This window comes from Octadecabacter algicola (assembly GCF_021532625.1).
In the GTDB taxonomy this organism is placed as follows: Bacteria; Pseudomonadota; Alphaproteobacteria; order Rhodobacterales; family Rhodobacteraceae; genus Octadecabacter; species Octadecabacter algicola.
The window spans coordinates 504015-526691 of sequence record NZ_JAKGAR010000002.1 but is presented as its reverse complement, the minus strand read 5'-3'; the positions used below and the strand labels follow the sequence as shown (position 1 = coordinate 526691).

Annotated in this window: 23 protein-coding genes; 10 read left to right on the top strand and 13 right to left on the bottom strand. The window is 55.0% G+C overall.

Annotated features, from left to right (window positions below):
* Positions 1-2: 2 nt before the first annotated feature.
* Positions 3-764, bottom strand: coding sequence for a DeoR/GlpR family DNA-binding transcription regulator (locus L0666_RS09410; protein WP_235261055.1), 762 nt, complete (start codon positions 762-764; stop codon positions 3-5).
* A gap of 187 nt (positions 765-951) precedes the next feature.
* Here L0666_RS09410 and glpD point away from each other — a divergent pair, with 187 nt between their 5' ends.
* The 3 genes from glpD to L0666_RS09395 are packed head-to-tail and all read left to right on the top strand — an operon-like array spanning position 952 to position 5163.
* Positions 952-2538, top strand: coding sequence for a glycerol-3-phosphate dehydrogenase (gene glpD / locus L0666_RS09405; protein WP_235261054.1), 1587 nt, complete (start codon positions 952-954; stop codon positions 2536-2538).
* Positions 2539-2596: 58 nt separating this feature from the next.
* Positions 2597-3517 (top strand): bile acid:sodium symporter family protein, encoded by a 921-nt coding sequence (locus tag L0666_RS09400; RefSeq protein ID WP_272492168.1) that lies wholly within the window; start codon positions 2597-2599, stop codon positions 3515-3517.
* On the top strand, positions 3514-5163 hold the full coding sequence (locus L0666_RS09395; RefSeq protein WP_235261052.1) for an FAD-binding dehydrogenase: 1650 nt from the start codon (positions 3514-3516) through the stop codon (positions 5161-5163). Before L0666_RS09400 ends, L0666_RS09395 begins: the two co-directional genes overlap by 4 nt.
* Before the next feature lie 18 nt (positions 5164-5181).
* Here L0666_RS09395 and L0666_RS09390 read toward each other — a convergent pair whose 3' ends face one another.
* The 9 genes from L0666_RS09390 to L0666_RS09350 form a co-directional block, all read right to left on the bottom strand.
* Entirely contained in the window at positions 5182-5982 is an 801-nt protein-coding gene (locus tag L0666_RS09390) for a creatininase family protein (protein WP_235261051.1), read from the bottom strand.
* A complete protein-coding gene (locus tag L0666_RS09385) occupies positions 5979-6905 on the bottom strand; it encodes an isopenicillin N synthase family dioxygenase (protein WP_235261050.1) in 927 nt (308 codons plus the stop codon). Before L0666_RS09385 ends, L0666_RS09390 begins: the two co-directional genes overlap by 4 nt.
* Before the next feature lie 17 nt (positions 6906-6922).
* Positions 6923-7522, bottom strand: a complete 600-nt coding sequence (locus tag L0666_RS09380; protein ID WP_235261049.1) for an NAD(P)H-dependent oxidoreductase — start codon at positions 7520-7522, stop codon at positions 6923-6925.
* 3 nt (positions 7523-7525) lie between these two features.
* Positions 7526-8125, bottom strand: coding sequence for an NAD(P)H-dependent oxidoreductase (locus tag L0666_RS09375; RefSeq protein WP_235261048.1), 600 nt, complete (start codon positions 8123-8125; stop codon positions 7526-7528).
* On the bottom strand, positions 8122-9528 hold the full coding sequence (locus tag L0666_RS09370; protein ID WP_235261046.1) for an FAD-binding oxidoreductase: 1407 nt from the start codon (positions 9526-9528) through the stop codon (positions 8122-8124). Before L0666_RS09370 ends, L0666_RS09375 begins: the two co-directional genes overlap by 4 nt.
* Positions 9525-10805 carry a cytosine deaminase gene (locus L0666_RS09365; RefSeq protein ID WP_235261044.1) on the bottom strand — a complete coding sequence of 427 codons (1281 nt, stop codon included), beginning with the start codon at positions 10803-10805 and terminating at the stop codon, positions 9525-9527. Before L0666_RS09365 ends, L0666_RS09370 begins: the two co-directional genes overlap by 4 nt.
* Positions 10805-11665: an ABC transporter permease gene (locus tag L0666_RS09360; protein WP_235261042.1), complete on the bottom strand. Its 861-nt coding sequence runs from the start codon at positions 11663-11665 to the stop codon at positions 10805-10807. The genes L0666_RS09365 and L0666_RS09360 overlap by 1 nt, the downstream gene beginning before the upstream one ends.
* Positions 11662-12468: an ABC transporter ATP-binding protein gene (locus L0666_RS09355; protein WP_235261028.1), complete on the bottom strand. Its 807-nt coding sequence runs from the start codon at positions 12466-12468 to the stop codon at positions 11662-11664. The genes L0666_RS09360 and L0666_RS09355 overlap by 4 nt, the downstream gene beginning before the upstream one ends.
* Positions 12469-12539: 71 nt before the next feature.
* Positions 12540-13535, bottom strand: coding sequence for an ABC transporter substrate-binding protein (locus L0666_RS09350; RefSeq protein ID WP_235261026.1), 996 nt, complete (start codon positions 13533-13535; stop codon positions 12540-12542).
* Positions 13536-13786: 251 nt separating this feature from the next.
* On the opposite strand from L0666_RS09350, the gene L0666_RS09345 reads away from it, so the two are divergent.
* The 7 genes from L0666_RS09345 to L0666_RS09315 all read left to right on the top strand — a co-directional run bounded on the left by L0666_RS09345 (position 13787) and on the right by L0666_RS09315 (position 19454).
* The gene (locus tag L0666_RS09345; protein ID WP_235261024.1) at positions 13787-14182 is read left to right on the top strand and encodes a RidA family protein; all 396 of its coding nucleotides are present in this window, start codon (positions 13787-13789) and stop codon (positions 14180-14182) included.
* Between the two features lie 275 nt (positions 14183-14457).
* Complete coding sequence (locus L0666_RS09340; protein ID WP_235261023.1) at positions 14458-15276, top strand: TIM barrel protein; 819 nt, start codon at positions 14458-14460, stop codon at positions 15274-15276.
* Positions 15277-15357: 81 nt separating this feature from the next.
* Positions 15358-16296, top strand: a complete 939-nt coding sequence (locus L0666_RS09335; RefSeq protein ID WP_235261013.1) for a substrate-binding domain-containing protein — start codon at positions 15358-15360, stop codon at positions 16294-16296.
* Between the two features lie 91 nt (positions 16297-16387).
* Complete coding sequence (locus L0666_RS09330) at positions 16388-17461, top strand: ABC transporter permease (protein ID WP_235261005.1); 1074 nt, start codon at positions 16388-16390, stop codon at positions 17459-17461.
* A 14-nt stretch (positions 17462-17475) separates the two neighbouring features.
* Complete coding sequence (locus L0666_RS09325) at positions 17476-18255, top strand: ATP-binding cassette domain-containing protein (RefSeq protein ID WP_235261003.1); 780 nt, start codon at positions 17476-17478, stop codon at positions 18253-18255.
* Positions 18252-18452: a hypothetical protein gene (locus L0666_RS09320; RefSeq protein WP_235260995.1), complete on the top strand. Its 201-nt coding sequence runs from the start codon at positions 18252-18254 to the stop codon at positions 18450-18452. Before L0666_RS09325 ends, L0666_RS09320 begins: the two co-directional genes overlap by 4 nt.
* A 6-nt stretch (positions 18453-18458) precedes the next feature.
* Complete coding sequence (locus L0666_RS09315; RefSeq protein ID WP_235260993.1) at positions 18459-19454, top strand: LacI family DNA-binding transcriptional regulator; 996 nt, start codon at positions 18459-18461, stop codon at positions 19452-19454.
* 27 nt (positions 19455-19481) lie between these two features.
* Here the strand turns inward: L0666_RS09315 and L0666_RS09310 are convergent, their stop codons facing one another.
* From L0666_RS09310 to L0666_RS09300, 3 genes are read right to left on the bottom strand one after another with little or no spacing between them, the layout of a single operon-like run.
* The gene (locus L0666_RS09310) at positions 19482-20636 is read right to left on the bottom strand and encodes a Gfo/Idh/MocA family protein (RefSeq protein WP_235260991.1); all 1155 of its coding nucleotides are present in this window, start codon (positions 20634-20636) and stop codon (positions 19482-19484) included.
* Between the two features lie 4 nt (positions 20637-20640).
* A complete protein-coding gene (locus L0666_RS09305) occupies positions 20641-21540 on the bottom strand; it encodes a TIM barrel protein (protein WP_235261421.1) in 900 nt (299 codons plus the stop codon).
* 13 nt (positions 21541-21553) lie between these two features.
* Positions 21554-22657, bottom strand: a complete 1104-nt coding sequence (locus L0666_RS09300) for a Gfo/Idh/MocA family protein (RefSeq protein WP_235260989.1) — start codon at positions 22655-22657, stop codon at positions 21554-21556.
* Positions 22658-22677 lie beyond the last annotated feature (20 nt).

Here is a 22677-nt window from a genome sequence, read left to right as displayed (position 1 = left end):
CTCTAGCCTGCAACGACGACCTGCGTACCCCATTCATCGCATTTGCGTTTCAGCACTCCGGGCAGCGGGCGGTCTGTATAACAGGCATCAATTTCGCGCATTGATCCGATACGTGCTGGTGCGCTGCGCAGGATTTTACTGTGATCTGCAACGAGCAGCACCTTGCGTGCATGTCTAATGATGGTTTGGCTGACGGTGACTTCTTGCATGTCAAAATCTAATAGATCGCCATCCTCATCCACGGCTGAGCACCCGATCACCGCATAATCAAATTTGAATTGCTCAATCGTTCGCGTTGCCAACGCCCCGACCAATCCGCCATCGGTTCGCCGCAGCGATCCCCCCGTGACGACGACTTCGCTATCGGGGTTTTTCGTCAGCCTATTCGCCACATTCAGATTGTTCGTCACCACCAGAAGATTGCTGTGTGACAAGAGTTCGTTTGCGACCGCTTCAGTGCTGGTGCCAATGTTGATGAACACCGAAACACCATCCGGTATTGCCCGCGCACAGGCCCGCGCCATTCTAGACTTTGCGTCTTGGTTCAGATCGCGGCGTTCCTCATATTCGATGTTGGAAACACCTGATGGGTACAAAGCCCCGCCGTGGACACGATCCAATGTTCCTTCATCGGCCATATCTGTCAAATCTCGACGGATAGTCTGCACCGTCACCCCAAAATGCGCTGCAAGGTCTTCGACGATCACCTTTCCGTCTCGTCTGGCGATCTCTTGAATTTCTTGCTGGCGGAAAGACTGGGACATTGGTGATCCAAAACTAGAGATTCTAATGTTCGTTTTTGCACCCAAGAGCAATAAAAACGTTCGCTTTCACCGCGATTAACCTGAATTGACAGCTATCAAAGCCTAAACGAACAAATTCGCAAGCATTTTCTTGACCGTTTGGCGCGGAAATGTTCCTTTCCCGCGACTCAAGCTCTAGGAACGTGCTATGCCTGACACCAACAACACCCTCCCCGCATTTGACCTCTTTGTCATTGGCGGTGGCATCAACGGATGCGGGATCGCACGAGACGCGGCCGGACGGGGCCTGGCTGTCGGCTTGGCTGAGATGAATGACCTCGCTTCCGCGACCTCATCTGCATCGACAAAACTGTTTCATGGTGGCTTGCGCTATCTTGAGTTCTTTGAATTTGGTCTCGTTGCCAAGGCGCTAAAAGAACGTGAAACCCTATTAAAAGCTATGCCGCATATTAGCTGGCCGATGCGCTTCGTGTTGCCCGTCCATAGAGACATGCGCTTTGAAGGCGAAACGCCGACGTCCAAGCTTCTCAACGCCTTTATGCCATGGATGAAAGGCCGCCGACCTGCATGGCTTATTCGGTTCGGGTTGTTCCTTTATGACACCCTTGGAGGGCGGCAAATCCTTCCCGGCACAAGCTCAATAAACCTAAGGAGCGACGCCACCGGCTTGCCGCTTCAAGACAAGTTCGAAAAGGCTTACGAGTATTCGGACTGCTGGATAGAAGACTCGCGGCTCGTCGTGTTGAATGCGCGCGATGCCGAAGCCCGCGGTGCGAAGATCATGACGCGAACAGAAGTCATCACCGCGGATCGGGTCGACGGTCTCTGGAAAATATCGTTACTTGATCACCAAACGGGCAACACTTTCGAAGTCACGGCCAAAGCTCTCGTTAATGCTAGCGGACCGTGGGTTGGTGATGTGATTGATCAATCGCTGGACATAACCAGTTCGGAAGGCGTGCGATTGGTGCGCGGCAGCCATATCGTCACCAAGCGGCTGTTTGATCATGACAAGGCCTACTTCTTTCAGGGGGAAGACGGGCGCATCATCTTTGCAATCCCCTACGAGACGGATTTCACCCTGATCGGCACCACCGACGCGGAACACGGTTCAGCATTTGATGAACCAGACTGCACGGACGCAGAAGCCGATTACCTTTGTGCCTTTGCGTCCAATTATTTCGAGAAACCAATCACAAGAAATGACATCGTCTGGAGTTATTCCGGTGTTCGCCCACTTTATGACGATGGTGCGAAATCAGCCACCGCTGCGACCCGTGACTACGTTTTGTCTTTGAACGACGCAGACGGCGGCGCACCAGTGGTCAACGTCTTTGGCGGTAAGATCACAACGTTCCGCAAGCTGGCTGAAAATGTCTTGTCTAAATTCGAACCCTACTTCCCGAAGGCATCTGAAAAATGGACCGCTGGCGTAGCTCTCCCCGGCGGAGACTTCCCCGTCGACGGTGTTGAGACATTAATTGCGGCTCTTCGAACGGAATATCCGTTCTTGGATGCCGCTTGGGCGCAGCGGCTGATTAAGGCCTATGGCACCGACGCGCGCGTCCTGTTGGGCAACGCCACTTCGGCCGCTGATCTGGGGAAACCTTTTGGCGCCACGTTGACCGCGCAAGAGGTCGAATGGCTCATGGATCACGAATACGCGCAGCAAGCTGCAGACGTCGTATGGCGGCGGACCCGACTGGGGCTGCGTATGACCATCGATCAAATTGATGCCCTCGATCAGTGGATGAAATTAAAGAAGGCGACCTAACAACCTTCAAAAATTTCTTTTACGGCGGCCTTAACGTGCCGTAACACCACCCTCTCCCTTGATTTACCACCTACGCTGTGGTGGCCTTGCAGCCTTACGGCCTTGGGAGGGGATCATGGATATTCTTGTAAACGTTGTTTTGCCGCTTTCTCTGGCGATCATCATGTTCAGTCTCGGTATCGGGCTAACGATGGCTGACTTTCGTCGCGTGGCGGAACGGGGATGGGTCTTTGCCGTTGGGGCGTTATGTCAGCTCGTGTTGCTCCCGGTTGTGGCCTATCTCGTTATCCTCACGTTTGGATTGACCGGTGCACTGGCGACAGGTGTGATGCTCATTGCACTCTGTCCGGGCGGCGTGACGTCCAATGTCGTGACGCGGCTTGCGAAGGGGGATGTTGCCCTGTCTGTGTCACTGACAGCCCTGATATCTTTGGTGTCTATTTTCACTGTACCCGTAATGATAGGTTGGGCGGTCGTGCATTTCATGGGGGAAGATGCCCCCGATATTTCCGTAACGACGCTGGCCTTGGCTATGTTTTTGCTGACCATGCTACCGGTTATTTTGGGTATGGTGCTGCGTCATTTCGCGACGCCACTTGCGGATCGTATCGAACCGGTTTTGATCAAACTTGCCTCGGCCCTGTTCGTCCTGATCATCCTTGCCGCCATCGCGTCGAACTGGACTCTGCTTACCGAAAACGTAGCTAAGCTGGGGCCAGCACTGTTGTCGTTGAACGTGGTGACGATGCTTGCTGGGTTGTTGATCGCGGGGGCCTTGGGACTGACTTGGGCTGAACGCAAAACAATATCCATCGAGGTCGGCATTCAGAACGGCAGCCTTGGTATCACCCTCGCCCCGCTTATCGTTGGTGTATCAGGGGGCATCCCCACTATAGGGCTGCCGTCCGCACTTTACGGTGTCATCATGTATGTCACCGCAATTCCATTCGTCCTTTGGCTTCGGAGCCGTAAATCATGAAAACAGATGTTGTAATCGTCGGTGGGGGCCTATCAGGTCTAGCTGCCGCTGCTGAACTTGGGGATCGCGGCAAACAGGTCGTGATTGTGGACCAAGAAGGCCCCCAAAACCTAGGCGGTCAGGCGCATTGGTCCCTTGGCGGGTTGTTCATGATCGACACGCCCGAACAGCGGCGAATGGGCATCAAAGACAGCCACGATCTGGCGTTGAACGACTGGATGGGCTCGGCGCAGTTTGACCGACCCGAGGATGATTACCCCCGCCAATGGGCCTCCGCCTATCTGGACTTTGCCGCTGGTGAAATGCGCCCGTGGCTGCACAAGATGGGCCTACGTTGGTTTCCAGTTGTAGGTTGGGCCGAACGTGGCGGATCAGACGCGATGGGGCATGGCAATTCCGTGCCGCGTTTCCACATCACCTGGGGTACTGGCCCAGGTGTTCTTGAACACTTCATCCGACGCTGCAATGAACATGCCGCAGCAGGTCGCCTGACCTATCTGTATCGTCATCAAGTTGATCGTTTGGAAATGCAAAACGGGGCGGCTGTTGGCGTCACTGGCACCACATTGGCCCCCGACGACGCACAGCAAGGTGCGCAAACCAATCGGGACATTGTCGGAGAGTTCCGCGTCGATGCAGATGCAGTGATCGTCGCCTCTGGTGGTATCGGGGGCAACTTTGACCTCATCCGCAAAGTCTGGCCAACCGAGCGCCTTGGCCCCGCCCCTAAAAACATGCTGTCTGGCGTGCCAGCGCATGTAGACGGCCGCATGATCGGCATTGCGGAGGACGCAGGTGGCCACGTAATCAACCGCGATAGGCTTTGGTTTTATACCGAAGGTGTCAAAAACTGGGATCCGATCTGGCCAGCCCATGGTATCCGCATTTTACCCGGGCCGTCGTCCATGTGGTTCGATGCACGCGGCAACCGGTTTGCGCCGCCTGCCATGCCCGGCTTTGACACCAATGGCACCTTCAAGGCGATCCTAGATACGGGATATGATTACAGCTGGTTCGTCCTGACCCAAAAGGTGATCAAAAAAGAATTCGCGCTGTCTGGTTCAGAACAGAACCCAGATCTGACATCGGCCAAATGGTCCAAGGTTCTTAAAGAACGTATCCTCTCAGGCAAATCTGCCACTGCTCCGGTTGAAGCCTTTAAGGAGCACGGTGCGGATTTCGTCGTTGCCGATACTCTGGCCGATCTCGTCAAAGGCATGAACGGGTTGACCGAGGATGCCCTGATTGACGAAGCACACCTACGTGCCCAGATCGAAGCCCGCGATGCCCAAGTGGACAACCCGTTTTCCAAGGACCCACAGATCACCGCCATTCAAGCGGCGCGCCATTATCGAGGCGACAAACTCATCCGCACCGCCAAACCGCATAAATTCCTTGATGGGGAAAATGGCCCGCTGATCGCTGTTCGTCTAAACCTCATCACGCGCAAGACCTTGGGCGGTTTGCAAACCAACCTAGACAGTCAAATGATCGACGCGGCAGGCAAACCGATTGCCGGTCTTTACGCTGCAGGCGAAGCCGCAGGTTTTGGTGGGGGCGGTTACCACGGATACAACTCGCTTGAGGGCACATTCTTGGGCGGCTGCATCTTCTCTGGCCGGGCGGCAGGGCGCAGCGCAGGTTAACGGCGAGGTTTGATTAGGTTACTTGCCATTGATCGTCGGAAGTGTTGGCGCATATCCGTCGGTCGGCAGGTCACGCAGTTGCCCCAGCATCTCAACAAAACCCGCGACTTGAAGCTCACAAACGGTTGCGCCCTTTTGAGCTGTAGCAAGGTGCGCTTCACCGACGGTGCCCGCCTCATTTAGGTCCTTAGACACCCACGCCAAGTTCACCGGACCAATCGGCGAAATAGGCGCGGTCTCTGCGCTCGACCGGAAATCTTTGGCTTGAGTCATGTCCACAAGATGCGGCTTGAAATGCAACATGAGCGAGGTTTCATAGTCGCCGCCATGAATGCCGAAAGCGTTTTCCTGTTCAGAGAACATGCCCTCAGGTTTGCCGAAATTGCCCCACTGGCATTTCACGACCATCATGCCAGCATGCACTCGCAACTCACGCCCCAGAATAGAGATCAGATCCAGATTTCCGCCATGTGAATTGACGATAACCATCTTCTTAAGGCCTGCACGGGCCACCGACAGCCCAATTTCTGTCCACGCATCAAGGGCAGTCTTGGCGGTATATGTCAGCGTGCCTTTGGCGTGGATATGTTCGTTGGACTTACCAACCGCCTGAACCGGCAGGATCAGCACTGTGATATCATTAGGAAGGGTCGCGCGCAGCTGCGCCAACATGCCTTCGTTGATGAAAGTGTCCACCCCAACAGGAAGGTGCGGTCCATGCTGTTCAATCGCCGCAGTGGGCAGGATGACGATGGTTTTCTCTGGGTCGAAATCGGAAAATTCAGTTGTTCGATACTCAGACCAATCAAGTCGTCTCATGAGGTCGGCTCCGGTGTGTAGGTCGCATCAAGGCGGGATCGCAGATAATCGGCTCCGGTGATCGGGGCATACTTGGCCGTTCCCGTTCCCGGCAATGCAGTGATGATGCTCTCGGGATTGGGATCAAGGAAAAATGCAATAGATCGGCGGGCGGTTTTCGGGGGCAAAACGCGGTGCGGGGTCGAGACATAGAGGTCATTTGACCACCGCATCAGGCAATCGCCGATGTTCACGACAAAAGCCCCTTTAATGTGGGGCACGTCCATCCAATCCCCACCGCGTGGCTTGACTTGGAGCCCAGCGACACCGTCCGTCATGAGCAACGTTACCGATCCGTAGTCGGTATGCGCCCCTGCCCCGATCCCTTCGCCATCCGGCGCGGCGGGATAGGACAGCACGCGCAAAGTCGCCATCGGTTCCGTGAAGTGCGGCTCAAAATACTCTTGCGGCAAGCCAAGGTCAGCCTCAAACGCGCGGTGTAATCCCCTGCCAAGATTGAGCGCGCGTTCGTAATAGTCGAGCATGATTTTCTGGAACCCCTCGAGGTCCGGCCATACGTTAACGCCGCGAAACGGCTCGCCCGCGATTACACGCGGGTCATCGGCTAGCAAATCAAGCCCGACGTTAAAGGCCTCCTTGCGATCCTTGAGCCCCGACGCCTCATCGAGGGCTTCACTGCCTTGTTGCGCCCAACCGCGATTGTGCGGGTTCTTGGAAATGGCGATTTCGGCTTTTTCTTCCGGTGGCAGCGCAAAGAAACGATCCGCGACGGTAAAGACATCGGCGATCAGATCTTTGGAAATCCCGTGCCCAGTTAGAACAAAGAAACCTGTCTCACGGCACGCTTTCCCAAGGTCAGCAGCAAAGCCCTCAGCGTCATCTCCACTGGTGAAGCGGTTCCAATCCAATACAGGAATATCCATGTCACGGGTCCTCTGGTTTAGGCGGTTATAAGCTTATCGAGACGGGTTTTGACCAGATCAAGATGCGCGGCGCGGCTTTCAGGCGTGGAACTATCCATCAAGAAATGAGCCGCGAACTTTGTTTTGGCGCGTTTGGCCAGCAACAGACGGACGCCGCGCATAAGAGTGCGTTTGCCCGGTGAGCCGACGAAAAACGTCAACAAACGAGACGCACCACAGGTCGTGAAAACGCCCAACTTGTTGATATGGGTCAGCCCGGGTTTGATGTCCCCACCAACTGTTTCAGGCAGGATAAATGACACACCAGGCACCATTACGCGGTCCAACCAGCCCTTAAGCATCGCGGGCATACCATACCACCATGTCGGGTAGACAAAGATCAACGCATCGCACCATTCCAGATCGGTGCAATCGCGATCAACAAGCGCGCGGTTTTCTGGCACGGTTTCGTAAACCTCGTGATCGTGGGCTGACATCGTTGGATCGAACCCTTCGGCGTAAAGATCACGAAGACGGTACTCGACGCCGTGTTCTTCCAGCCGCGAAATCACCAAATCACGGATCGCCGCATTAAAGGACCCTTCACGGGGGTGACTGTAAACAACGAGTGCCTTCATTGCCTAAAATGCCTCCATCTCACGACGGACGCGTTCAAGATGCGCAGTTAGCTTCGCCTCGGTGTTGCGGTTCATATCGTAAAGACCAATGTATTTCTTCTTAGGCATCCCGCAGGCATACCAAACCGCCCGTGTTACCGTCTTACGTGGTGGATCGGCGTTCTGGATCGCCCGCCAACGGGTCCCACCGTAGGTCGTGCACGCATAGAGCCTTTTGATATTGGTGAGTCCTGGGCGTACCTTTCCATCGATAAGTTTGAACGAAATCCCGGGGAGGAAAACGCGGTCCAAAAACCCCTTGAGGATCGCAGGGTACCCAAAGTTCCACACGGGAAAGACCATCACAATGGCATCCGCTGCTTTGACGCGTTCAACATAAGGCCGCACGGGTTCTATGTTTTCAGGCTCTTCGTGATAACCACGCCGTTCGACCTCGGTCAGGACAGGTTGAAATCCCTCTTTGTTGAGGTCGCAATCGTCGACCTCCCAACCCGATTTAGTCAGGGTTTGGACGACCACATTATGCACCGCCGCATTAAAGCTTTCGGGGCACGGGTGGGCGAACAGAACCATAACCCGCCCTTTGCTTGAGGGGCTGATCATTCGGCAGCCTCAGGTTTTGGGCGGATGCCCTTGTAGGAATACATATCAGCGTAATCGAAGTCAGGCTCGTCCCATGCAATCATTTTACCCGGGTTCAAAAGGCCCTTGGGGTCAGACTCGCGCTTGAAATCAAGCTGACGTGCGTCCGTGGCTTGCCGCCCGCCTTCTTCGAGTGTGTAGCGGTGAGGGTTGAAGATCATGCAGTCCATGGCCTCATGCTCGGCGACCAATTCATCAAGCGCATCTTTGTCCATCGGTTCTACAATCGGCAGACCTGCAAACGACAGCCCCGCCTCTTCGCGCATGACTTCTAGGTGCATATGCAGTTTGCCCTTAAAGGCCTCATAGGCGGCCATGACCTTTTCGATGTCGCCGCCATAACGCACCTGCAGATACGTCAGGCCTTTGTTAAACTTCATGGCCCGCAACGTTGTGTGGTTCCAGCCGAATTCATACATCGGACCAGGGTTGCGTTCCCATGTGTTGTCATCTGAGCGATAAATTACTTCGCTGCCTTCAAAGCGTTCCAGCAAAGTCAACAAGCCGTCCATGTTGTGCGGCGCTGCCATCAACCCAACAAGATGGTCGTCCTCTGTGACATGGGGCTTTACGCGCTGGAAATACGCGTGCGCGATGGGTGCGGCATAAACCGACGCAAGCTTAATCAGGATGCCCGGCTCCGCGGTAACTGCCCCTGCAAACTCGGTCGCTGCGCGGAAGGTATCGAAGCGCACAAACAGTTCTGTCCACTCGTAAGCTGGCGCGAGGGGCAGTTCCAATTCTGTGATGATACCGTTGGTGCCATAAGCATGAGAGACACGGTGCAATTCCTCACCGGTGAATTCCAGAACGCGCGGCTCGGCTTCCATTGTGATGACACGCAGGCGTTTGATATTGCCGATATCACGCAACGCGCCCCAGTTTGCCGACCCGACACCGCCAGACCCACCAGCGATAAAGCCGCCGATTGTGGCTTGCGAATAGGTGGACGGGAACATGCGCAATTCTTGTCCACTTTTTTCCTTCAGTTCATCGTCGAGCTCTTTGATGATCGCGCCCGGTTCAACCACGACAAAACCCGCGCCGATCTCCTTAATCTTGTTCATCTTGGTGACGTGGATCACGCAGCCACCCGCAAGCGGCATCGCTTGACCGTAGTTCCCCGTTCCGCCGCCGCGCATGGTGACTGGGACATCGTGGGCATAACAAACCCGCAAGATTTCAATGATCTCGTCTTCGGACTTCGCGTTGATGACGAAATCCGCCTCAAGGTGATCCATCGCATCCTTGAGAACCGGTGAGTACCAAAAGAAATCGCGTGATTTGTTGCGCACGGTGGCTGGGTTTGCCTCCATATCGAGATGGGACAACTTGGCTTTGGCTTCGGCAATATTAGGGGTCATGGCTTGCTCTCAATCGGGTCGAGTTCGGAATAAGAAGGCAGTGTGCGGTCGATCGGGTCACCGTTTCGCAACACGATGCGGTCCGATTGTGGGCGCGAGAAAAACTCGGTCCAGGATCGCGCGTTACATAGGATCAGGTCAGCGGGCGCACCGACATTCAGGCTTGTGTCATCGAAACCGCAGGCCGCGGCAGGATTGGTCACAAATGACGCGGGCCAATCGGTCAGCCCGTGATCTAGATGACAAATACGCGTAGCTTCACGCATGACTTCGATCATATCGAGATCACCGTAGGCGTAGAACGGGTCGCGGGTGTTGTCGGACGCAAATGACACGTTGACGCCCGCCGCCTTAAGCTCATGAGCCATCGTTACGCCGCGCCAGCGCGGGGTGCGCCCTGCCTCGCGGTCTTGCAGGTACATGTTGCACATCGGCAAAGACACGACATGCAGACCAGCCTTGGCGACCAACGCGATTATCTCAGCAGCGACATTGTCGGGCATGACGGAAATCGAACAGCAGTGGCCAACGGTGACCTTGTTCTTGAAGCCCAAAGCCAGAACCGTTTCAGCAATCGTGCGCAGGGTATCAGAGGTCGGATCGTTCGTTTCATCGACGTGGAAATCAACGTCCAGATCATAGGTTTGAGCGAAATGGAAAAAGTCGTTCAATCGGTCCTGAAGGTCAGGCACCGGATAAGTCACAGCGCCTAGGATGTTTCCAGTATCCGCAACGATTTTAGCAATATCGGGAAAGATACCGTCATCGCGAAACACGCGATCAATCGCCACGAGGCAGGACGCCTGAAGGGTGATCTTACCGGCCCACTGTTCCTGCAACTTTGCGACCACGCCAAAAGACGATGCTGCAAGATCATCGGCGCTATCGATATGAGTACGGATAGCCTTTGTGCCGTGGGCAAAGGCACACCGAAGGGCGAAATCCATCCGCGCTTCGACGTCGTCAGCTGTCCAGTTCACGTGGTCTGCATGGACGGTCGTCAACGCTCCCATAAAGGACCCGTCCGGGTTGGACGCACGCGGCCAAATGTGCCCCTTGTCCAGATGCGTATGCATATCGACAAAGCACGGCAGAGCAATTGCGCCTTTCATATTGATTACAGTTTCGGCCGGTTGCCCAGCGTCCGTTGATGTAATCAAACCATCTGTGATGGTCAGGTCTGTGGTTATTAGGTCACCGTCTCGCCCGATCAAGCAGGCTGGGACAGTAACATTTCGAAGGGTCTTCGCGCCGCTGGGCAAAACGCAAAATTCCATTAATTCTCCCGTTTGATGGCGCTTTCATGCCATTTGTGCAAAAGCGCGTGACTAAGTAACGAAGCAAAAGTGAAGATCACCACACCTGTTGCCGCGATCAGAATGAGTGCCGCAAACATACGCGGAATATTGAGACGATAGCCTGCCTCCAAGATACGAAACGCAAGGCCAGATCCGATCCCGCCGGTACCTGCAACGTACTCGGCAACAACGGCCCCGATCAGGGATAGCCCCCCCGCAATCCGCAAACCGCCAAGGAAATATGGCAGTGCGGTCGGCAGTTGCAGATACCGCAAGCGTTGCCAGCGGGTCGCCCCATAAATCTTATAAAGGTCGCGCAAGTTATGGTCCGTCGAGTTCAGACCAAGCGTTGTGTTGGACAGGATTGGAAAAAACGCCACGATCCACGCACACAACAATAGCCCCGCAAGGCGGCTGTCGACATAGATGAAGATCAACGGAGCAATCGACACCACAGGCGTTACCTGCAAGATGACCGCAAAAGGGTAAAATGCCATTTCAAAGTAGCGCGATTGGGTGAACAGAACGGCCAAGCCGACACCCCCAACAACGGCCACACCAAGGGCCATCAGCGTAATCTTGAGAGTGACCCAAAGCGCATCCGACAACATGCCCCAATCTTCAATCAAGGTCCGAATAACAAGTCCCGGCCCCGGTAGGATGTAGTGCGGAATATCGTTCCAGACGACAATCCTGTCCCATAGGAAAATCGCAAGCGCGAGCATCAGAATAGGCAACGACCACTTCGCGATTTTGTCGCGGCGCTGCGCGCGGGCATGCTGTAGTTCTTCTTGATCCACCACAGGGGCCTGTGCTGCGTGCATCTCTGGGGCGCTCATGCGGATGCCCTTTCGCCATGTTGGTTCATCGCGCCATGCAAGGCATCCGACGCCTTGCGGCACAGTTCGGCGTATTGCGCCGACGTGCGGAACTCTTCTGTTCGCGGATAAGGAGCATCAACAGAAACTTCTGCCGAAACCCGTCCCGGACGCGCGGCCATCACGACGATGCGGTCAGACAGGAAAACCGATTCAAAAACGGAATGGGTCACGAAAATGACGGTGCACTTAAGCTTGTCGCGCAGCATCAGAAGGTCGTTATTCAGCTTGTGACGCGTGATTTCATCGAGCGCGGCAAAGGGCTCATCCATCAGGATCAACCGTGGCTGTGTCACGAGGGCACGGGCAATTGACACCCGCATTTTCATGCCGCCAGACAGTTCGCGCGGGTAGGATTTTTGGAACTTTTCAAGCCCCACCATCTTGAGCGCCCACATGATATCGCCGCGCACATCGTCAAGGGACTTGCCGCGCAAGCGGTGTGGCAGCCAGACGTTCTGCTCTACTGTCGCCCACGGCATCAAGGTGGGTTCTTGAAACACGACACCAAGGTCACCTTCGTTCAAACCACCGTTCCATTTTATCTGCCCAGAGGTCTGACGCATCAGCCCCGCAATAAGGCGCAGTGCTGTGGATTTGCCGCAACCAGATGGTCCGAGGAGCGAAATAAAATCACCCTGATTGACGGTCAGGTTCAAATTCTTGAGCGCTTCGACGTTGCCATTAAAGACCTTGTCGACGTCGGTCATGCTAAGCAGTTCGTCGCGCTGCCCCATCGGCGGTATTATGGAATGGTCTGACATGTCTTGCTTTCTCGATCGGTAGCAAGGGCGAAAAATCCCGCCCCTGCTCGCATCATCTTCAGTTCAACGACTTATCTAAGGTCCATGCCCAGCATCGCGTTCACGAACTGAGTTGTGTAGGTAGCGGAGTAATCCAGACCAGCCTCAATCACGCCAGCTGCGACCATCTTGTTGTAGAAGTCTTCGATCTTCTCATCGGTCATGGCACCGATCCCGAGCTCAAGTGCGTCGCCGCTGTCCACGATACCTTCAGACAACATTTTCGAGATAGCATACTCGATCTTGTCTGCGGTCATGTCAGGGTTGGCCTCCATGATCATGGCATCCGCGGCGGAGTGATCGTTGTATAGGTAGTTGTACCAGCCAGTGATCGACCCGTCGACGAAACAGGCAACTTGCTCGGGGTTTTCAGCAATGGTGTCGGCCATGGTTTCAACTGTTGTGGCGTAGGTCGAATACCCGGCATCAGCGATCAGAAACGTGTCTGGGACGAAACCCGCTTCGTTTTCGATCACATAGGGTTCGGACGAAAGGTAGCCCTGCATGGCTTTGGTTTCATCGGCTACGAAAGGCGCTGGGTTAAACGTGTACGGCTCGCGTTGTTCAGCCGTGAAGCCATACTCAGCCATCATCCATTGGTAATAGGACGTGAAACCGTTGTCGCCGATCAAAAGCGTTAGGTCGCGCAAGTCTTCAAAAGTCTCAGCTTGGCCAGGGTGTGAAAGGATGACCTGCGGGTGTTTTTGGAACGTGGCCATTACGGCAACTACAGGGATGCCCTCCTTGGCAGCGTTGAACGCCTGCAACAGATCGCCGCCCATGTGGTAGTCAATGCGACCAGCCAACATCAGCGCACGATTGTTAACCTGCGGGCCACCAGACACGATTGTTACGTCCAAGCCGCATTCAGCATAGGTGCCGTCAGCCACGGCCTGATAGAAACCACCGTGTTCGGCTTGGGCAAGCCAGTTGGTCCCAAATGTAACGGGCGTCAGGTCTTGAGCGAACGCGCTGCTTGCTGTCATAGCTGCCAGCGAAGCGACAGTGATTGTTTGCTTAAGGGTCATTGAAAATCTCCATGGGTGAAAGGTCACGGATAAAGCTAACGAGGCGTCGCGCGGGATCGCACGAACCAAAGGACTGCTTTTGTAATGAGATACTAAGAATAGGTTAATTCTTGAGCGCTTCGCCCTTCACTGTGCAAAAAACGAGCGCCATCTACTTAGGAGTGCTGTGTTTAGAGGCACACCCTATGCTTGTATCCGCCCAAAATGGCATCACATGCCGATTCTAAGTCAAACCTAGAGGCGCCCAAATCATGACACAGGCCATAAACCCGATCACAATTGCCCCACCGTTTGGCGACTACAACCACGGGATCAAAACCGGGCCAGTCAGCCATTTAGTAGTCACGTCAGGGCAGCTCGGGCTTGCGCCGGATGGCAGCTGTGCCGACGACGTGCGCGCACAGGCCGAACAGTGCTTTGCTAACATTTCCGCCATCCTAAAAGACGCAGGGTGCGGCCCCAAAGATGTTATTCGTCTCAGCGCTTTCGTCACCGATCGTTCTTATTTCGCAGACTATATGGCGGTTCGTGATGCATGGCTCGACGGGGTCACTGTTCGACCCGCATCAACCCTCTTGATCGTATGCGGCTTCACTCGCGAAGAATTTAAGGTCGAAGTCGAAGCAACTGCCATCTTTGGGGCCTAAACCCAGCCACAATCCGATCCATGGCGCCCGCAGTTTGTCACATCGTCGGCTCCGTTTTGGAGGCAACGCACAAAGAATACTCTCTTAACATTTAGCCCCATTTGGTACCGTCAATACTGTGATCGGCTGCGCCTGCTGACGGCACCTGCCACTACCGGGGCCCTTTCGTCTCCTTTTCGGAACGCTTTTTCGGCCGTCCCGCCCCAAAACTGCAACCGGTTGCAAAAATTTCCATCCGAACTAAACTGGGTCCCGAATCAAAGGGCTGCCACTGAATGTTTCCTATCGGTCTAAACCATCAAACTATGCCTCACGCCGCGACGCTCGCGACTATGGATGCGGCTGTTGAAATGGGATGCGTCGGGATTGAGCTGCGCAATGACTTGGCGACGCCTTTGTTTGATAATAATGCGCCGGAAGTGATACGCGACGCCGCTGCCAGCAGAGCATTACGCATTCTGGCTTTGGCTGAAGTCTATGGCTTCAACGATAACGACACACAAAGCCACGACAAGGTTCGCGCCTTGATCGATATTGCAAAAAACTGCGGCGCAGAGGCCATCGCGCTCATCCCGCGCATCCAGGACAGCCCAGTACCGCGTCAAGTCCAACGGGACCAATTGCGCGACACACTGACCGCGTTGCTGCCGTTGTTTGAAAACTCCGGCATCACAGGATTGATCGAACCGTTAGGGTTCCCCAACGCCAGTTTGCGACTGAAAGCAGATGTGCGTGCAGTGTTGGATGAAATACACAACCCGACTTGTTTCGCGCTTATCCACGATACGTTTCACCACGCGTTGTCGGGCGAAACTGATGTTTTCGCCGCAGAGACCAAGATTGTTCATATCTCCGGGGTGTCTGACCCCCACGTGAAATTTGACGACATGACGGACGAAATGCGGGGGCTGGTCGATGACCAAGATCGCCTCGGAAATATTGCGCAAATCGCTGAACTGCGGGCGCAAGGCTACGACGGTCCGTATTCTTTTGAGGCTTTTTCAGCCGACGTTCATGCGCTGGAAAACCCAGTCGCAAACATCGCTGAGTCAACGAAATTCATAACTGCTCAAATCGCCGAAAGGGAGGCCTGAGAAGCTGTGAAGAGAAAGCCCTTTTAATAAGGGCCCCGGGAAATGAACCGTGTGCCGGGCACGATTTTTGGGAGGAAACCAATGAACAAGCTATTTATGGCCGCAGGCCTGACAATGCTGATGGGAACATCGGCTATGGCGCAGCAAATCGGTGTATCCGTTGCGCGTTTTGACGACAACGGCCTGACCGTTATGCGTAACGGTATGACTGCTCACGAAGAAATGCTGGACGGCGTATCTTTGCAGATCGAAGATGCGACAGACGACGTTGCAAAGCAGCTCGACCAGATCAACAACTTCATCGCATCTGGCGTCGACGCAATCATCGTGAACGCAGTTGATACAAACGCAACAGAAGCGATGTCCAACGCTGCAGCGGCTGCAGGCGTACCACTCGTTTACGTCAATCGTCAGCCAGTCAACATGGACACACTGCCAGAAGGTCAGGCATTTGTGGCATCCAACGAAATCGAATCCGGTACTTTGGCCGCATTCCAGATGTGTCGTCAGCTTCGTGCAGAGGGCAAATCCGGTGGCGCGACTGCGTACATGTTGATGGGTCAGCTTTCTAACCAAGCTGCGGTTCAGCGCTCCAAGGATTTCCATGACGTTATCGGCATGGACATGTGCAACTTCATTACTTTGATCGATGAGCAGACAGCGAACTGGTCTCGCGATGAAGCAAACGATTTGATGACAAACTGGATTTCTTCCGGTGAGCCATTCGACGCTGTTTTCGGCAACAACGATGAAATGGCGCTGGGCGCTATTCAGGCAATGAAAGCTGCTGGCATTTCCATGGACGACGTTGTCGTTGGTGGTGTTGACGCGACTTCTGATGCGCTGCTCTCCATGCAGGCGGGTGAAATGGACGTAACAGTATTCCAAGACCTTGCTGGTCAGGGCGCTGGTTCCATCGACACAGCAATCGCGCTGATCAACGGCGAAGAGGTCGACCAGACTGTCTTCATCCCTTTCAAGCTGGTGACACCAGACAACATTGGTGACTTCCTCCAGTAAGCCAATCTGGAGAATTCAGATACTGTGCAGGGCTGCGACATGCGGCCCTGCACCACAAACAACACCCCCGATCATGTAGGAGAACGGACCGATGTCGGACACAAGTGAAGGCACAGGCGGCCTGACGTATGACAAATCTAAGCGCCAATGGCCTAACGAGTTAAACGTCTTTGCGGCCCTTATTCTAATCGTGATTATCTTCGAAATTCTCGGCGCGATCTTCATGCAGCAAAGCCTTCTGTTTGACTCCCGTGACCGTTTTGACAGCATCTTTAACGAAGCGCGCCTTCGGATCATTATTATTCAGGTCGCAATCATCGGTATCATCGCAATTGGCGTCACTCAGGTGATCATCACGGCCGGTATCGACCTGTCGTCAGGGTCCGTTGTGGGCGCAACGGCGATGATCGCGATGAGTTTCGCGCAAGTCGCCGAAGTGAACGGCGGCCCGAATCCAAAAGCGATCTTTGGCGATTGGGCCTTGGATTTACCTGTCGTTGTACCAGTTCTCGTCGGCCTGGGTGTCGGTATGCTTGCCGGTATCATAAACGGGGTATTGGTCGCTTACTCTCGCATTCCGCCGTTCATCGCGACCCTTGGCATGATGCTATTTGCGCGCGGCGTTGCGCAGTGGTGGTCGCTGGGTAACCCTGTGTCTTTCCCGACTGAAGGTTACGCCAAAATCGGCGCAGGTATGATGCCCGTGATCATCTTCCTGTCGCTCGCGGTGCTGTTCCATTTCATTATGAACTATACCGTCTACGGCAAACACACCTACGCGATTGGTTCTAATGAAGCCGCAGCGCGGATGTCGGGCATCAACGTGCCGCGCCACCTTGTGCTGGTTTACTTGATCGCTGGCGGTCTGGCTGGCCTTGCCGCAGTGATCCTGACGTCCAAAAACCTGACAGCGCAATCCGGCATGGGTCTATCTTACGAACTCGAAGCGATTGCCATGGCCGTGATCGGTGGCGTGTCCCTGTTCGGGGGGCGCGGTTCGATCATTGGCACCGTTATCGGCGCGCTGATTATCGGCGTTATCACGTCCGGTTTCACGTTCTTGCGCCTTGGCGCTTACTACCAAGAGATGGTTCTTGGCTGCATCATTGTGGGCGCAGTCGCGCTTGATCAGTGGCAACAAAAACGCGCCGCGGCGCGAGCATAAGGGAGGGCATACCAATGTCAGATATCATTCTGGAAACCAAAGGCCTGACCAAACACTACGGCGGCGTTCACGCACTTGAAGATGCGGATTTCAAACTTGAGCGCGGCGAACATGTCGCGATCATGGGCGACAACGGTGCGGGCAAGTCTACCTTTGTTCGTCAGATCACAGGCGTTGAACAACGCACGCGTGGCACCGTCACCTTTGATGGCCAAGAAGTCCATTTTGCGGGTCCGCTAGATGCCCGCGAAGCTGGGATCGAAACCGTGTTCCAAACCCTCGCTCTTGCGGACGATCTGAACGTGCCGGACAATCTGTTCCTTGGCCGTGAAAAGACCAAGTTCAATTGGCTCGGTCCGTTCCGTTTGCTGGACTATAAGGGCATGCGTGGTGACACCATGGCTGGGCTCGAAAAGACGGGCGTCAAAATCCCGAACATCAAGAACAGCATCGCCAATATGTCTGGCGGACAGCGCCAATGTGTTGCCATCGCCCGCACAGCAACGTTTGCGTCAAAGCTGACTATCATGGATGAACCAACAGCGGCCCTTGGTGTGCAAGAAACTGCGCAGGTCGAAAACATCGTTCGCACGCTCAAGGAACAGGGTGAAAGCCTGATCCTTGTCTCGCACAACATGCGGCAGGTGTTTGATCTTGTGGATCGTATCATCGTCTTTCGTCGTGGGCGCATTTGTGCGAACCTCGACATTAAGAACGGCGATTACACAGGCGAGGATGTCGTGAGCTACATCACAGGTGCCAAAACGGGCGCAGAATACGAAGGGGTCGCATGAGAAAACTCATCGATCTATACCACCCCTTCTTTGCGCCCGCCTGGATCCGCGTCGCCATTGTCATAGTTTTGGCGGCGTGGGGCCTATTCGAGCTGAGCACGGGTGCCGTTCTCTGGGCAATTATCTTCATAGGAATTGGCGTCGTATGCGCGTGGCAGTTTGCCACGATTGACTACAGCACCATTTCCGATGAATAGGACAGTATGGCTGTCACTTTAAAAGATGTTGCGGAACTCGCGGGCGTGTCTCGCTCCGCGGTTTCACGCACCTTCACTGAGGGCGCGTCTGTTTCCGCCAAGACCCGAAACAAGGTCATGGCAGCGGCAACTGAGCTAGGTTACAGCCCCAATGCGCTTGCGTCGTCTTTGACCACCGGTCGCACCAAGATGATCGGCCTTGTCTCAAATAACTTTCACAACCCCATTTTCCTCGAAGTGTTCGACCTGTTTACTCGCGGGCTGCATGAACGGGATCTGCGCCCATTGCTGGTGAACCTGACGGACGAAACCGACCCAGAAGCGTCCGTGCGGATGCTTCGCCAGTATTCGGTAGATGGTGTGATTGTCGCATCCTCCACCCTGCCCCATGACTTTGCGCGTGCTTTCCGTGATGCAGGTGTTCCTGTGGTGCATTCTTTCGGCCGCCAAACCGAAGCGCCAGCTGTGGATGTTTTAGGGATCGATAACATCGCTGCCGGAAGACTGGCCGCGCGAACCCTAATTGAACGCGGCTATACAAATGTCGGATTTTTGGGCGGCCCAGCCAGTGCGACGTCGACAATCGACCGCCAAGCGGGGTTCATGGAAGAAGTCGCACAACATGGCAGCATGACCGCGACCTCCAGTTTCGCCACAGCCTATTCCTTCGAGGCTGGCCGCGAAGAAATGACCCGTCTGTTGGCATCAAAGCCTGCACAAGCCTATTTCTGTGGCGATGACGTGTTGTCCATAGGGGCTATGTCCGCACTTCAGACAGCAGGCCTAAAGGTTCCGGAGGATGTCGGTATCATCGGGCTGAACGACATGGAAATGGCGGGTTGGGAAAGCATAAACCTAACCACGATTCATAACCCAGTGTCCGAAATCATCGCGGCATCCATTGCGCGCGTTACCGAATTGGTTGCCGACCCCACGCTAGAGCCTAAGGCCCGCCTATTCGACGGATCCGTTGTCGAACGCGGCACGCTGCGGCCTGCTTAGGCGCCCGAAAAAACGGGCGCCCTTTAATTAGCGAAACATTGGGGGGCGCGCATCAAGCCACGCACCATCTTGCTTGCCGGACTCAGCGACAGCCACGACAGCCGCCATTGAACGCAACCCGTCCTCAGCACGTGGGAACAGGTTCGCCGCGCGGTCCATAACACGGCCTTCTTTGCGCGCGCTGATGGCTTCGGCCAAATCGGTGTAGATATTGGCAAACGCCAGCGGCATCCCTTCGGCATGACCGATGGTCACGCGGCTGGTGCGATCTGCTTCTGGTGAAAGGTTCTCTTCGCCGCGTTCAATGACCTGCAAACGCTCCCCCAGCGGCATATAGTAAAGCTGGTTGGGGTGTTCCTGGCTCCAGCGCAGCCCACCAGTTTCCCCGAACACCTGAATGCCCAACCCGTGCTGTCGACCTATCGCAATGGACGACGTCCACAAACGTCCAACCGTGCCACCATCCATTCGAAAGTTCACCATCGCATCGTCTTCAAGCGTACGCACATCGATGCAAGACACGCAGTCCGCCGAAAGTTTGGTGACTTCTTGGCCCGTCACAAAGCTCGCCATATGCAGCGCATGAATTCCGCAGTCGGCAAACTGTGCAGACACACCCGCCTGCGCAGGATCATACCGCCAGCGCACACGAGGGTTATCCGCATCCGTCGCATCTGCATGGTGACCATGCGCAAACTCCGCGTTCACCAAACGCACCTTGCCGATATCCCCACGCGCAATCATCGCGCGCATGTGCCGAACCAATGAATACCCAGAGTACCCATAATTTACGGCGCAGATGTTGCCTGTCTTGCTAGCGATCTCAACGATTTCCTGACCCTCTTCAACGGTCATGGTCATCGGCTTTTCACAAAGCACATGAAAACCGGCCTCAAGGTAGGCTTTGGTGATTTCAAAGTGTGTCGAATTTGGCGTAGCCACAGTAACGAGATCAACGCGGTCGTCGCGTTTCTTTTCGCCTTCAAGCATATCCTGCCAAGACCCATAGGCCCGATCGCCAAGCCCGAGCCGTTTACCGTAGTCGATACCTTCTTCGGGGCGGTGATCCAATGCGCCAGCCGAGAATTCAAAAAGCCCGTCCAAACCGGACCCAAGACGGTGTGCAGGCCCAATCTGACTGCCTTCGCCGCCGCCGATCATACCCCATTTCAGTTTCGCCATGACGTTAAGCTCCTTCAAATCCAATAGACCGCAAGTAAGCACGGTTTAGTTTTGCATCATCAATTGGCGATGTGTCGCCTTCTGGGTCGCAGTCCTGTTCAACGGTGCACCATCCGTCAAAACCATTATCCAACAGGACCTGACGAACCGCTGGGAAATCGACGTCTCCGTCGCCAAGGTTGCAGAAGATCCCCTGCCCACAGGCATCGTAGAAATCAGTGCGGTTGGTAACGACCTGCGCTTTTACTTTCGGGTCGATATCCTTGAAATGCATGTAGCTGATACGGTCGATATTGCGGCGCATGAACGCCACCGGATCAAAGCCTGCATAGGAATGGTGCCCTGTGTCAAAGCAGATCTTAAGAATGCTTTCGTCGACTTCAGCCAGCAAGCGGTCCAGCTCAGGTTCAAAATCCATGAACCCGCCAGCGTGTGCGTGAATACCGACCGTGAGGCCGTACTCTTCGGTCCCCATCTTTGCGATTGTCGCAAACTTATCGCGGTATGCTGTCCACTCGGCCTTATCCATTTGCTCGGCTTCATCAGCGCGGCCCGCTGTGGGCGCGCGGCGTGGTGAAATACTGTCGATCAAAACAAGGTGCTCTGCTCCGTGGGCCTGCAATGCTTTGCAAGTCCGAACAGCGCCGTCCATCACATCATCCCACGCGTCAGGGTCATGGAATGGCCGGAACACCACGCCACCCACAAGAGTTTGTCCGAACTCTTCAAGCGCGTCCGACAAGACCGCTGGGTCCTCAGGCATAAACCCGACGGGGCCAAGTTCGATCCCTGTGTAACCTGCGCCTGCATTTTCCTGCAGTACTTTTCGCCAGTTCGGGTTGCGCGGATCATCCGCAAACTCGACTCCCCAAGAACATGGTGCGTTCCCAATCTTGATCATGATCAAGCCCTTTCAGTTAGAAATTTTTGATGTCGACCCAAGTGCCTGTGCGACTTGAAGCCAGTGCAGCTGTGACAACGCGGTTTACTTCCATTCCTTCGGCGAAGGTTGGCCAGATGTTGCGTTGTTCATGGATGGCCCGCAAAAAGTCGTGGGCCTCGATGATAATTTGGTCTTGATACCCTGTCCCATGGCCGGGGCCCTGACAGAACGGCAAATAGTCAGGATGCGCCGGTCCCGTTAGGATTTTGCGAAACCCGCGTTCGGCCTCGGGGCCTTCCATCGTATAAAGATGCAGTGCGTTCTGATCTTCTTGATCAAAACGGATCGCGCCCGTTGTGCCGTGGATTTCATAGGCATAGCCCATCTTTCGACCTGTCGCGATCCGGCTAAAGAACAGGTGTCCCTGTGCGCCATTCTCAAACCGGCACATCATCTGTGCTTGGTCATCGTTATCAACGATCCCGCCTGGGCGGGTGCTGTGAACGGTTTCCGCAGTGGCGTTCAAGCTGACAATAGGCCCGATCAGCGCACGCGCAGCGTTGATCATATGGGGCGCGAGATCGCCCATGGTCCCATTGGCATCCCCTGTCGTGCGCCATGTCGCTGGTAGTGTCTCATCCGCGAGGAAGTCCTCGGTGTGCTCACCCCTAAACCACGTGACATCCCCGATCCGCCCTTCGGCAACGAGCTGCCTTGCAAACTGCGACGCAGGCGTGCGGATGTAGTTGAATCCCGTCATGTGAACTGCGCCTGAAGCCTCAGCCGCCGATAACATTGCGCGGCTGTCCTCTAGGGAGGCACCAAGTGGCTTTTCACAAAACACCGGCTTGCCCAGCGCAAACGCGGCTTCTGCGATTTCTCTGTGCGTGGACTGCGGCGAAGCGATGACGATTGCACCTACTGCATCATCTGCAACCAGCGTGCGCCAATCGTCAGTTCCACGTCTAAACCCATAGGATGCACGGTAGCGTTCGGCGGACGCAGGCGACGACGCGCAGATCATCTCAAGGACGGGGCGCAATGGCGTATCGAACACCCCCGCGACAGCCGCATATGCAACGGAATGGGCCTTACCCATATAGCCGCCGCCGATCAGTCCAATTCCAATTTCAGCCACTTTTTCTCTCTCCCAAAAGA